Here is an 11,928-nt window from a genome sequence, read left to right as displayed (position 1 = left end):
AACTTATTGATAAACTTCGACGCTGTCTGCAGTCATTGAGTATCCGGTAACGGCTAACTCGCCTTCGGTACGTTGTGTCTTTATCGTACCCTCAATCCAGACTGCATCGTAGGTGTGCTCGTAAGGTACGCCTTGTTCGTATACAACGTGAATAATCTGGTTAGGCGGTGGTGGCGGTACGTGGACACAAGCACCAAAATAAGGGACTAACAGAAACTCTGTTACCGCATCTGCGTTGCCTTCTAACTGCACCACGTAACCGGGAATACGAACCTTTTTGCCATCAAGAGACTCCACCACGGGAGCGTCGAGATGCGATTGTTTGTCGGCCTCAGGGTTGGCATCATAATAGGATTGCGGACGCACAGGAGGCGGTGTAAATCCTTCAGGCAGAAGATCCTTCCAGCCAATTTTTTCTGCAGCGCTAACCGGTAATGCCAGCACCAGACCCAGTGCCAATAAAGTGCTGAGCTTTTTTAATAACGTCATACTTTCACCGTTAATCCATCCGAAAGTGATTGGCGATAAGCTCGCCAGGCTGGGATTAAACTTAACAGAAATCCCGCGATAACCACTAACCCCATTCGCCACCATTCGGCAGGCGTGGGTAAATTTAAGCTAAACAGTATGCCTGTTTGGCTGTGAATAAAGTCCATCAAAGACCATTGTAAAGTATACAGTAAGGCTAAGCCGGCGAAGGTTGCGAATAACGTGACCAATACGGCTTCGGTTACGAGTAAAGAAAATAGCGTCAGCGGGCCTGCCCCTACTGCGCGTAAGACCGCCATTTCACGGCGTCGTTCGCGCAGGCTGGCCAACAGAATGGTCAGCATGCCAATAAGTCCGATAAGTACCACAATCGCAGACATCCCGTTTAGGGTTTGTTCAAATACGTTCAACGTCTTCCATAATTGTTGTAGCGTCATTCCAGGCATCAACGCAGTCAGGGGTTCTTTTTCGTAGGTATTTATTTCGCGCTGTAAACGCAACGCTAGCGGTTTAACTTTTAAGCCTAGCAGTGCAGCTGTAATGCTTTCTGCCGGGTGTTCATGCCCCTCGTGATGATGATCTTTGGCATGTTCCGTAGCGCCTGGTTCAATGCCGTGTACAGTTTCTATGGTCTCCAGGCTGACAAACACTGCTTGGTCAACCGGCGTACCCGTTCGTGCTAATACACCGACGACAGCAATCGGATGCTGGTCGTGCTCGCTAAAGCTTAAACCACCACTGCCGTGCGCTATGGTTAATTGGTCACCGACAGCTAGTCCCAGAGTTTTAGCCGCCTCTGCCCCCAGAATAGCTTGCTCATTGTCAGCAAACCATCGTCCCTGAATCACATTTAACGTTTGTTTATCAGCGTAACGATAATGTTTAACGTAGCCTTCTGTGGTGGCGACCACGGGTAAGCCCTGAACGCTATCACCCAGCGATATTGGTACAGCCCAGTCGACCTCATCCCGGCCGGCAATATTTTCGTAGCTATCCCAGCTCATCGCGTTGGTCATGCTACCGATGTGGAAAATTGATGCCAGTAACAGCTGTGTTTGACTGCTTCGTGGGCCAATGATCAGGTCGGTTCCGGACACCGTGTTGGCAAAGTTTTGCTGTACTTGTTCCTTGACCCGCTCAACTGCTAATAGCAAAGCAACGCTAACCGCAATTGCGACAACCGTCAGGATGACACTAGTTTTGCGGTTCAACAGACTTTTTAAAGCCAGCTTAAACATTGTTACCTCCGGCAGAGGCAGTCTGCGGTAAAGGATTTAACTGGCTTAATTCTGTGTGGGTATTAAAGTGCCCTGCCAGCGTTGCATCATGGGTTACAAACACAACGGTGGTGTTATTTGCCTGGCTAAGCTCTAGTAGGAGCTTAATAAATACATCGCGATGCTCGGTATCTAACGCAGACGTTGGCTCATCGGCAATGAGTATTTCGGGTGCGCCAATCAGTGCACGGGCAGCCGCAACCCGCTGCTGTTGACCGACACTTAGAACAGCAGCGGGTTGCTGTTGCTGCTGTTTTGACAATCCCAGGCGGGTTAGGTAATCGGTCGCTGTTTGCGTAGCTGACTGAGTTAATCGCTGACGTCGGAGTGCAGAAAAATGAACGCCCAGTAGCACGTTTTCGTGTGCACTCAGGTAGGGGAGCAAATTAAATTGCTGAAAGATGTAGCCGATATGATCGGCACGAAATTTATCTCGCTGGCGAGCACTTAATTGGGTGATATCGCTTCCGAGCAAACAAATTTCACCGCGCTGAGGCTTATTGATGCCGGCCAGCAGCGATAACAATGTTGATTTTCCGCTGCCACTGGCGCCTCGCAATAAAAGCGTATCGCCATAATCGACACGCCAGTGCTCTATATCGATTATTGGCGCTTGCGAAGACCAGCTAAACCGAACTTTATCGAGCTCAATGGCAGCGGACATAAGCTAACAGTGACTACTTTTGAGCACGTTCAAAAGATGATTTGATTTCTTCTTTTGCTGCGTTAACGTCGCCCCAGCCTTCAACTTTAACCCATTTGCCTTTTTCCAGCTCTTTGTAGCGCTCAAAAAAGTGAGTGATTTGTGAGCGAAGCAACTCAGGTAAGTCATTAACGTCCTGAATATGGTCGTACTCTTTAGACAGTTTACTGACTGGCACCGCGATAACCTTGGCATCTTCACCAGATTCGTCGCTCATTTTCAGTACGCCAACCGGACGACACTTAATTACAGAGCCGGCCTGCAGCGGGTAAGGTGTTGGCACCAACACGTCTACCGGATCACCATCTAAAGACAAGGTGTGGTTAACAAAGCCGTAGTTGCACGGATAAAACATAGGCGTCGCCATAAAACGGTCAACCCAAAGCGTTCCAGTATCTTTATCCACTTCGTACTTGATTGGATCTGCATTTGCCGGGATTTCGATAATAACGTTAACTTCGTCAGGCAGGTTACTCCCTGCAGGAACGTTTCCTAAGCTCATGATGACTTCCTATGTATTGATAAGTAAAAAAGTAAACAATGTTGCGCGATTATAGCTTCTCCGCGATCCCGCGCAACCCTGCATTAGTCTATGTCTTTTCTGTTAAAAAGGTTTGCTGTGACGAGCATGATACTCAAGGCATTTATCGACTTCGGCAGCCGAACCCAGCACAACGCCGACACGTTGGTGAATATCATTGGGGACAATATCCAAAATGCGCTGATAACCGTCACTGGCTTTACCACCGGCCTTCTCTATTAACAACGCCATCGGTGCCGCCTCGTACATTAACCGCAGTTTAAACGGTTTCTTCTCGTTCCGGGCATCCCAGGGGTACGTAAACAAACCGCCGCGGGTAATAATGCGGTGCACGTCCGATACCATTGCCGCATTCCAGCGCATATTAAAGTTTTTCTTACGCGGGCCGGTCTCGCCTTTAAGTAAATCGGCAACGTACTCACTAATAGGTGCAGACCAGTGGCGTTGATTCGACATATTGATGGCAAATTCTTTGGTTGAACGGGGAATTTCCGCCCGCTCTTTGGTCAGCAAGAACTCCCCAACGGTTTGGTCTAAGGTAAATGTTCTTACGTCCTTACCCGTTGTCAGTACCATCATGGTCGCGGGGCCATAGACAATGTAGCCTGCTGCCACCTGAGCTTTGCCCGGCTGCAGAAACATCGACTCACCGGTATCTTCGCCTTCTGGTTTGCGCAAAATCGAAAAAATCGTGCCAACGGAGCCGTTGATGTCAATGTTTGAGCTGCCGTCTAAAGGATCAAAAGCAACCAGGTAGTGACCCGAGTTGGGGCTTACTACGATAGAGTCTTCTTCTTCAGAAGCTATGGCATGAACATTCGGTGATTCGAGTAGTAGCGTCTTGAGTAGTTGGTTGGCAACCACATCGAGCTTCTTTTGGGTCTCACCCTGAATATTCTCATCAAGTGTTGAACCCAGAACGCCGGCTAGCGCTCCCTGATGCAAGCGAAAAGAAATTTCTTTTGCTGCGATTTGAATCGTATTAATCACCGAGATTAATGATTCGCTGGTTTGGTCTGCGCGTAGGGTTGGCAGTAAACGTTTCATGATTGCCTCTGTATACCTGGTCACTGTGTGTTAACAGGGCGCAAATGATACCTTATTTTTGCGCAAAAATCCTGCTCTGTGTAGCGGACAATGATACACTTTGGTCATCGTTAAGAATTAACATAAATACTATCATGCATATTCACATTGTCGGTATTTGCGGCACCTTTATGGGCGGTATTGCTGCCATTGCTAAACAACTGGGCCATCAAGTTAGTGGTTCCGATGCTAATGTCTACCCACCCATGAGCACGCAGTTAGAGAGCCTGGGTATTACCTTAATGGCCGGCTATAACGAGAACAATTTGGTACCGCAGCCCGATTTGGTCATTGTTGGTAATGCGCTAAGCCGCGGTAACCCAGAAGTTGAAAAAGTATTGCGTGACCGTATGCGCTATATCTCGGGAGCGCAATGGCTGCATGACGAAGTACTGCGAAATCACTGGGTTTTAGCTGTATCTGGTACGCACGGTAAGACAACCACCGCCAGCATGCTGGCCTGGATACTCGAGTCAGCGGGTTACAATCCGGGCTTTATGATTGGCGGCGTGCCAGAAAACTTTGGCATCAGTGCGCGGGTTACTGACTCACAATTCTTTGTTATCGAAGCAGATGAATATGACACCGCATTCTTTGATAAACGATCTAAATTCGTTCATTACAGTCCGGATACATTGATTATCAATAACCTTGAATTTGACCATGCTGATATTTTTGATGACTTGTCAGCAATACAACGTCAGTTTGCGCATCTGTTAAGAATTGTTCCTGACACCGGCCAAGTGATCGTACCGGCAAATGATGCAGTAATAGAACAGGTTATTGAGCAGGGGTGCTGGAGCGAGACTGTTACCGTGGGTAACGGGGGGGATTGGCAGGTCAATATTGGCAATGGTGATGCCAGCCAATTTACGCTTGCCAGCCGCGATAAAACCACGACAGCTGATGTTAATTGGCAACTTATCGGAGAGCATAATGCGCACAACGCAGCAATGGCAATGCTAGCGGCCCGCCATGTCGGTGTGGATGCATCATTAAGTGCAACGGCATTAGCTCGTTTTAAGTCGCCTAAACGCAGAATGGAACTACTGACAGATGTTGATGGCATTAAGGTTTATGACGACTTCGCCCACCATCCGACCGCGGTAAAGACAACATTAACGGCCGCCAAATCGCACCACAGTGGTCGCGTTATAGCGGTACTGGAACCGCGTTCGAATACCATGAAGCTTGGTGTGCATGCCAATCAGTTGGCGGATGCGTTGTCATTAGCGGATCAGCAGTTTGTACTGCAACCCGATAACATTAGCTGGAATTTAACTGAGCACTTACCGGGAGCCACCATAGCCGCAACGGTAGATGAATTAGTTGCGGCCGTAATAGCGAACGTAGAGGCTGAGGACGCTATTGTTATAATGAGTAATGGCAGTTTCGGTGGATTGCACCACAAGTTAATTGACGCATTGAGCGAAAGGAACCTGGATGACAGATAATCGCATTACAGTCGCAATAACCGGAGCGTCGGGCGCCCCTTATGGGTTGCGGCTTATCGAGTGCTTGCTGGCGCAAAAACAAAAAGTGCTGTTGCTTATTTCAAGTGCCGCTCGGGTGGTGTTGGCAACAGAGCAAAATCTAAAGTTGTCAGCAGCGCCGCAGCAAGCCGCTGAGCAGTTAGTTGATTATTTTACTCAGCGTGGTTGTGTACTGAGTTCGCAGCAGCTTAACGTTTACAGTAAGGAAGATTGGTTCTCGCCCGTCGCGTCTGGATCAGCGGCCCCTAAGCGTATGATAATATGCCCCTGTTCGACCAGTACGTTATCGGCGCTGGCTACCGGCAGCAGTAATACGTTGATTGAACGTGCGGCTGACGTGGTAATGAAAGAGCGCGGGCAATTAATTGTGGTGCCAAGAGAAGCACCACTCTCTACTCTGCACCTGCAAAATATGCTGCAGCTGAGTCAGCTGGGGGTGACGGTTATGCCGGCATCACCGGGTTTTATCATCAACCGCAATCGATTGATGATCTCATTGATTTTATGGTAGCGCGGATGCTCGACCATCTGGGTCTTGAGCAGAATCTCGTCAGTCGCTGGGGTTACGGCAACGCAAAGGAGTCATTATAGCCGATGAAAGCATTAGAAATTTCGGAGTTGCGTAAAGTCTATCGTGGTGGATTTGAGGCGTTAAAGGGCATCGATTTAGTTGTTGAAGAAGGCGATTTTTACGCGCTTTTGGGTCCTAACGGAGCCGGTAAATCAACGACTATCGGGATTATCTCGTCATTAGTTAATAAAACCAGCGGTAGCGTGAAGGTTTTCGGTTATGACCTTGATACACAATTGACGGAGCTAAAACGTCAGATTGGTCTGGTGCCACAGGAATTTAACTTTAATCAGTTCGAAACGGTTCGCCAAATCGTAGTGAATCAGGCGGGGTACTACGGTGTTCCCAGAAAACTAGCCTACCAACGTGCAGAAAAGTATCTCAGCCAACTGGGATTGTGGGACAAACGAGATGAGCCCGCACGGTCATTATCCGGTGGCATGAAGCGTCGCTTAATGATCGCCCGTGCACTGCTACATGAACCCAAGCTACTGATACTGGATGAGCCCACTGCGGGGGTCGATATCGAACTACGACGTTCGATGTGGGATTACCTGACACAGATTAACCAAGAAGGTATCACCATTATTTTGACCACTCACTATCTGGAAGAAGCAGAAATGTTGTGTCGAAATATCGGTATCATCGACGCCGGAAGAATTGTTGAGAATACCTCGATGAAACGACTGCTGGCGCAATTGAATACCGAGACCTTTGTGCTTGATTTAGAAGATGAGCATCAGGAGCCCGCTATAGAGGGCTTCGAACATCGCTGGAAAGACAATAATACGTTGGAAGTCGATGTCGATAAAAATGCCGGCCTAAACGGCGTGTTTGAGCAATTGAGTCGTGCTGAAGTAAAAGTATTGTCGATGCGCAACAAAGCAAACCGGTTAGAGGAGTTGTTTGTATCGATGGTTGAAAAAGGCCGCGGTCAGGGAGGAGACAAAGCATGAGCTACATGTCGTCAAATTTTATTGCATTAAAGACAATCTGGATAAAAGAATGCACACGATTTCTGCGTATTTGGATCCAGACCTTAGTGCCGCCAGCCATCACCATGACACTTTACTTCATCATTTTTGGCAGCATCGTCGGCGAGCGTATCGGCACGATGAGCGGTGTAACCTACATGGAGTTTATCGTTCCCGGGCTGATTATGATGTCGGTCATTACCAATTCATATTCCAACGTAGCCTCGTCGTTTTTTAGCGCTAAGTTTCAGCGCAATATCGAAGAAATGCTGGTGTCGCCGGTGCCAACAGCAGCCATTATTATGGGTTATGTTGGTGGCGGTATGGCGCGCGCGATGATTGTAGCGGTTATTGTAACACTGGTCTCATTTGCGTTTGTTGATATTCAGATGGCGCATTTTGGCTACGTCGTGTTGACTGTTTTTTTAACTTCTAGTTTGTTTGCTCTGGGCGGCCTGATTAATGGCGTATTTGGTAAAACATTCGATGATATTTCGATTGTACCGACGTTTGTGCTTACGCCGTTAACATACCTGGGCGGTGTTTTTTATTCGGTAAGTTTACTGCCGGATGTTTGGCAGAAAGTCTCTATGGCTAACCCCATTCTTTATATGGTTAACGGCTTTCGTTATGGTTTTCTGGGGCAGTCGGATGTCGGTATTGCGACAGCAATGACGGTACTAGTTGGCTTTAATGTGGTGTTTTTTGCGCTGGCATACTATTTACTCGAAAAAGGCATAGGTATACGTTCGTGAATACTCAGGCACGCCCGGTTCATTCAAACCAAACAGGGCCACATGAGGACGTTAAAGCGGTTGTTTCGCGGCACTTAAACAGCGAGTTTAAAAAGCCAATCCAGGCTCATAACCAAACCGCATTTGATGAAGTCAATGGGTTGGTAAGTGAATGGCAAGGTCCGTTAATTCTGGATTCCTGTTGTGGTGTTGGTGAGAGTACGGCAGTTATTGCGCAGCAACATCCCGATGCTCTGGTTATCGGTGTGGATAAGTCGGCTCATCGCATCGATAAGCACAGCAATTACCAACAGGGTGGTCATGGCGAACGCTACTATGTGTTGCGTGCTGACTTGCTGGATTTCTGGCGCTTAGCTTGCAACGCTAACTGGCAGATTAGCCAGCACTTTTTGCTGTACCCAAATCCCTGGCCAAAAGCAGCGCATTTAGCACGTCGCTGGCATGGTTCGCCTGTTTGGCCCTACCTGGTTAAACTGGGTGGGCAACTGACGCTGCGTTCGAACTGGAGCACCTATTTACTGGAAGTCGCCGAGGCTTTAAGCTTGTCCCGTATAAAAGCGGGTATTTCGCTATTGGACATGCACAATACCGCGCCAATGACTCCGTTTGAGCGCAAATACCAAGACAGTGGACAGTCCTTATGGCAGCTGACCGCCGATTTAAATGCTCTGAACTAAGCGACATCAGAGTTAAGAGAGAATTCCATTGACCAATCGTTCTAAATTAGAAACCGAGTTGTTTGATACGGATGACAAGCAAATTGCTGAGGTCAGCCAGCAGGCGCTTTATCGTATTTTTACTATTCCCGAAGCGCCAGACTCGACATTGGGCAAAATTGAGCGCCACCTGTCTGAGAATTTGATGGGGTTCCTCGGTGACCACATCGTAGCCCGCGAAAAACCGCTGCAGGAAATCGAACGCGACTTCGATCAAGCTAACATCCCGGAAGATCCGCAGTTCGTATCCGAGCATACCGAGTTTTTGCTTAATAAATTAGTCGCGCATTCAGTACACACGGCGTCGCCGAAGTTTATTGGACACATGACATCGGCACTGCCGTATTTCTTATTGCCGCTGGCCAAGTTGATGGTCGGCTTAAATCAAAACCTGGTTAAGATTGAAACGTCTAAGGCCTTCACGCCATTAGAGCGCAACGTTATTGGCATGTTGCACCATTTGATCTATCAACAGGATGCCGGATTTTACAACCGCTGGATGCACAGCGCCCAGCACTCTCTTGGTGCATTTTGCTCAGGCGGTACCGTCGCCAATATGACTGCGCTATGGGTGGCTCGCAATCGGCTATTAAAAGCTGATGGCGACTTTGCCGGTATCGCTGCCGATGGATTAGCCGCCGGGCTGGCGCACTATGGCTTTAAAAAATTAGTCGTTTTAGTCTCTGAGCGTGGTCACTATTCATTAGCTAAAGCAGCAGACGTACTCGGTATCGGTCGACGCAATCTGGTATCGGTGGCAACTGATGAAAATAACCGAATCAAGATTGATGCATTACGGTCGACTTGTGAAAAAGTTGCCGGTGAGGGCGGCCGTGTACTTGCTATTGTTGGGGTAGCCGGCACCACCGAAACCGGACATATCGACCCGCTTGCGGAGATGGCCGAAGTCGCCGGCGAAATTGACGCCCATTTTCACGTCGACGCGGCCTGGGGTGGGGCGACCTTGCTGTCTAATGATTATCGCCATTTGCTTAACGGAATCGAGCAAGCTGATAGTGTGACCATTGATGCGCATAAACAGATGTACGTTCCAATGGGTGCGGGCATGGTGTTATTTAAGAATCCTTCTTTAGTTAAATCAATTGAACACCATGCAGAATATATTATACGCCAGGGTTCTAAAGACTTAGGCTCGCATTCGATGGAAGGTTCGCGCGCCGGTATGGCTATGATGGTGTTCTCGGCTATGCACGTCATTGGCCGCAGGGGCTACGAATTACTGATTAACAATAGCCTGAAAAAAGCCCGTTATTTTGCTCAGTTGATCGCTGAACAAGATGATTTTGAGGTGATCACCGAACCTGAGCTGTGTTTATTGACTTACCGCTTTGTGCCGGCGAAAGTTAAGCAGGCGATGAAGACCGCTACTGCTGATCAAATTGAGCGTTTAACGCCACATTTGAATGCACTGACTCGCTATATTCAGAAGCGCCAACGTGAAAATGGTCGTTCTTTTGTATCACGCACAAAGCTCACGCCATCACAATATTATCACGAGCCCAGCGTGGTCTTCAGAGTGGTGTTGGCCAACCCGTTAACCACAGAAGTCATGCTGCAAGAGATCATTGAAGAACAGCGTGAGATTGCCCAAAAAGCGACCAGCTTAAGAGGTGCATTACATACCGAGATGCGCGAATTAGGGATGATCCTTATTGATAACTAAGTTATCGATAAGGCGCGTGCTACCTAATTTAGCCGCAATTAAAGCAACTAAGCGACCAGAGGTTGCTGAGGCTGGCTGCAGGTCATTGGCATTGCGAATTTCAACATAGTCGATAGCAAAACCTGCAGTTTCCAGCTCTGTTACGGCCCACTGACGAGCAGCTTCTACTGACGTCCCCGCGTTTATTTTTTCAGCAATACCGGCTAGCGTTCTGTATATGACCGCGGCTTGTTCGCGTTGTGACTCGGACAGGTAACCGTTACGAGAACTTAGTGCGAGTCCAGTTTCAGCCCGTGCTGTTGGCTCGCCTATGATATCGATAGGTAAGCTCAAGTCCTGCGTCATTAAGCGAATGACCTGTAATTGTTGGAAGTCTTTTTCGCCGAATACGGCAAATTGCGGCTGTACCATGTTGAAGAGTTTGCAAACCACCGTAGCAACGCCAACAAAATGCCCCGGGCGATTTGCGCCACACAAAATATCGCTGATGCCGGGCACCTCGATTCGGGTTTGTTGATCCATGCCGCGCGGATACATATCCTCAACTTGTGGAGTAAATACGGCATTAACGCCAAGCGCTTCAAGGGCACGGCAATCCTGCTCAAGGGTTCGCGGATAACTATCAAGATCTTCGTTCGCGCCAAATTGCATTGGGTTAACAAAAATACTAACCACAACAACGTCAGCGTGTTGCTGTGCGCGCTTAACCAACGTCAGGTGACCCTCGTGCAAGTTACCCATGGTGGGCACTAACGCTACAGAGCCTTGTTGCTGCACCCGCCACTGGCGCAGGTTTGCTAAATTCTTTAATAAGCGCATAGCTAATGACCTTGTAGTTCTTACTTATAACAATGCTCGGGGCCAGGGAAAGCGCCATCTCTGACTTGTTCAACATAGGTACTGAACGCGCCGGCTAATGATCCGCTCTCGGCCAAAAAGTTCTTGGCGAACTTAGGCAGGTAATCGCTGTTAATCCCTAACATATCATGCATAACCAAAATTTGACCATCAGTGTCGGGGCCTGCACCAATGCCTATCGTTGGTATGGTTAATGCCTCTGAAATACGCTTGCCCAAAGCTGCTGGCACGCATTCAAGCACTAACAGTTGTGCGCCCGCTTGTTCTAATGCCAATGCCTGCTCGAGTGTATCGTCGGCCTGTTGCTGCTGTTTGCCCTGTACCTTGTAACCGCCCAATACATTGACTGATTGCGGCAATAAGCCGAGATGCGCACATACCGGCACGCCGCGAGTTGTCAGGCCTTTAATGGTATCTATTAACCAGCTACCGCCCTCAAGTTTTACCATGTTAGCGCCGGCTTGCATTAACTGCGCGGCGTTGTCATAGGTCTGAGATGGGGTTGAATAACTCATAAATGGCATATCTGCCATAACAAAAGCATCGGGGGCGCCGCGGCGGACTAAAGTCGTGTGATAAACCATGTGTTCCATGGTCACCGGGACGGTGGAATCTAAGCCCTGCATGACATTGCCGAGAGAGTCACCTACCAGCATAAAATCAACACCTTCGGTTGTCATTAATTTGGCAAAGCTGGCATCGTATGCGGTCAATGAAGCAATTTTCTGTCCCTGCTGTTTCATTTTTTGCAGCGCTGAAATGGTCATTGTTGCCATCATTC

The 11,928-nt window shown here is 48.4% G+C and carries 12 protein-coding genes and 1 pseudogene; 6 read left to right on the top strand and 7 right to left on the bottom strand.

Annotated features, from left to right (window positions below; translation table 11 throughout):
* Positions 1–3: 3 nt before the first annotated feature.
* The 5 genes from KZ771_RS09070 to KZ771_RS09050 form a co-directional block, all read right to left on the bottom strand.
* The gene (locus KZ771_RS09070; protein WP_290572770.1) at positions 4–489 is read right to left on the bottom strand and encodes a DUF3299 domain-containing protein; all 486 of its coding nucleotides are present in this window, start codon (positions 487–489) and stop codon (positions 4–6) included.
* Complete coding sequence (locus KZ771_RS09065) at positions 486–1,727, bottom strand: ABC transporter permease (protein WP_290653009.1); 1,242 nt, start codon at positions 1,725–1,727, stop codon at positions 486–488. Before KZ771_RS09065 ends, KZ771_RS09070 begins: the two co-directional genes overlap by 4 nt.
* Complete coding sequence (locus tag KZ771_RS09060) at positions 1,720–2,430, bottom strand: ABC transporter ATP-binding protein (RefSeq protein WP_290653007.1); 711 nt, start codon at positions 2,428–2,430, stop codon at positions 1,720–1,722. The genes KZ771_RS09065 and KZ771_RS09060 overlap by 8 nt, the downstream gene beginning before the upstream one ends.
* Positions 2,431–2,443: 13 nt before the next feature.
* Positions 2,444–2,971 carry an inorganic diphosphatase gene (gene ppa, locus KZ771_RS09055; protein ID WP_133539837.1) on the bottom strand — a complete coding sequence of 176 codons (528 nt, stop codon included), beginning with the start codon at positions 2,969–2,971 and terminating at the stop codon, positions 2,444–2,446.
* A gap of 102 nt (positions 2,972–3,073) precedes the next feature.
* Entirely contained in the window at positions 3,074–4,057 is a 984-nt protein-coding gene (locus KZ771_RS09050) for a class 1 fructose-bisphosphatase (RefSeq protein WP_290653005.1), read from the bottom strand.
* 134 nt (positions 4,058–4,191) lie between these two features.
* Here KZ771_RS09050 and mpl point away from each other — a divergent pair, with 134 nt between their 5' ends.
* The 6 genes and pseudogenes from mpl (at position 4,192) to panP (ending at position 10,289) form a co-directional block, all read left to right on the top strand.
* Complete coding sequence (gene mpl, locus KZ771_RS09045) at positions 4,192–5,550, top strand: UDP-N-acetylmuramate:L-alanyl-gamma-D-glutamyl-meso-diaminopimelate ligase (RefSeq protein WP_290572779.1); 1,359 nt, start codon at positions 4,192–4,194, stop codon at positions 5,548–5,550.
* A pseudogene (locus KZ771_RS09040) lies at positions 5,540–6,180 on the top strand (flavin prenyltransferase UbiX). Before mpl ends, KZ771_RS09040 begins: the two are co-directional and overlap by 11 nt.
* Positions 6,181–6,183: 3 nt before the next feature.
* Positions 6,184–7,116 carry an ABC transporter ATP-binding protein gene (locus KZ771_RS09035; protein ID WP_290572783.1) on the top strand — a complete coding sequence of 311 codons (933 nt, stop codon included), beginning with the start codon at positions 6,184–6,186 and terminating at the stop codon, positions 7,114–7,116.
* Entirely contained in the window at positions 7,113–7,889 is a 777-nt protein-coding gene (locus KZ771_RS09030; RefSeq protein WP_133539842.1) for an ABC transporter permease, read from the top strand. Before KZ771_RS09035 ends, KZ771_RS09030 begins: the two co-directional genes overlap by 4 nt.
* A complete protein-coding gene (locus KZ771_RS09025) occupies positions 7,886–8,566 on the top strand; it encodes an SAM-dependent methyltransferase (protein WP_290572785.1) in 681 nt (226 codons plus the stop codon). The genes KZ771_RS09030 and KZ771_RS09025 overlap by 4 nt, the downstream gene beginning before the upstream one ends.
* 28 nt (positions 8,567–8,594) lie before the next feature.
* On the top strand, positions 8,595–10,289 hold the full coding sequence (gene panP / locus KZ771_RS09020; protein WP_243734516.1) for a pyridoxal-dependent aspartate 1-decarboxylase PanP: 1,695 nt from the start codon (positions 8,595–8,597) through the stop codon (positions 10,287–10,289).
* Here panP and panC read toward each other — a convergent pair.
* Positions 10,263–11,108: a pantoate--beta-alanine ligase gene (panC, locus tag KZ771_RS09015; RefSeq protein ID WP_290572788.1), complete on the bottom strand. Its 846-nt coding sequence runs from the start codon at positions 11,106–11,108 to the stop codon at positions 10,263–10,265. The genes panP and panC overlap by 27 nt on opposite strands.
* Before the next feature lie 20 nt (positions 11,109–11,128).
* Positions 11,129–11,923: a 3-methyl-2-oxobutanoate hydroxymethyltransferase gene (gene panB, locus KZ771_RS09010; protein ID WP_133539905.1), complete on the bottom strand. Its 795-nt coding sequence runs from the start codon at positions 11,921–11,923 to the stop codon at positions 11,129–11,131.
* Between the last annotated feature and the right edge of the window lie 5 nt (positions 11,924–11,928).

This window comes from Idiomarina sp., assembly GCF_019431395.1.
Taxonomy (GTDB): domain Bacteria; phylum Pseudomonadota; class Gammaproteobacteria; order Enterobacterales; family Alteromonadaceae; genus Idiomarina.
The sequence above is the reverse complement of the archived record's forward strand: the minus strand, read 5'-3'. Positions and strand labels throughout refer to the sequence as shown.

Bases quoted from the DNA above. Each gene is read 5' to 3' on its own strand.
- KZ771_RS09070 (WP_290572770.1), bottom strand. From the start codon at position 489: ATGACGTTATTAAAAAAGCTCAGCACTTTATTGGCACTGGGTCTGGTG.
- KZ771_RS09065 (WP_290653009.1), bottom strand. From the start codon at position 1,727: ATGTTTAAGCTGGCTTTAAAAAGTCTGTTGAACCGCAAAACTAGTGTC.
- KZ771_RS09060 (WP_290653007.1), bottom strand. From the start codon at position 2,430: ATGTCCGCTGCCATTGAGCTCGATAAAGTTCGGTTTAGCTGGTCTTCG.
- ppa (WP_133539837.1), bottom strand. From the start codon at position 2,971: ATGAGCTTAGGAAACGTTCCTGCAGGGAGTAACCTGCCTGACGAAGTT.
- KZ771_RS09050 (WP_290653005.1), bottom strand. From the start codon at position 4,057: ATGAAACGTTTACTGCCAACCCTACGCGCAGACCAAACCAGCGAATCA.
- mpl (WP_290572779.1), top strand. From the start codon at position 4,192: ATGCATATTCACATTGTCGGTATTTGCGGCACCTTTATGGGCGGTATT.
- KZ771_RS09035 (WP_290572783.1), top strand. From the start codon at position 6,184: ATGAAAGCATTAGAAATTTCGGAGTTGCGTAAAGTCTATCGTGGTGGA.
- KZ771_RS09030 (WP_133539842.1), top strand. From the start codon at position 7,113: ATGAGCTACATGTCGTCAAATTTTATTGCATTAAAGACAATCTGGATA.
- panC (WP_290572788.1), bottom strand. From the start codon at position 11,108: ATGCGCTTATTAAAGAATTTAGCAAACCTGCGCCAGTGGCGGGTGCAG.
- panB (WP_133539905.1), bottom strand. From the start codon at position 11,923: ATGGCAACAATGACCATTTCAGCGCTGCAAAAAATGAAACAGCAGGGA.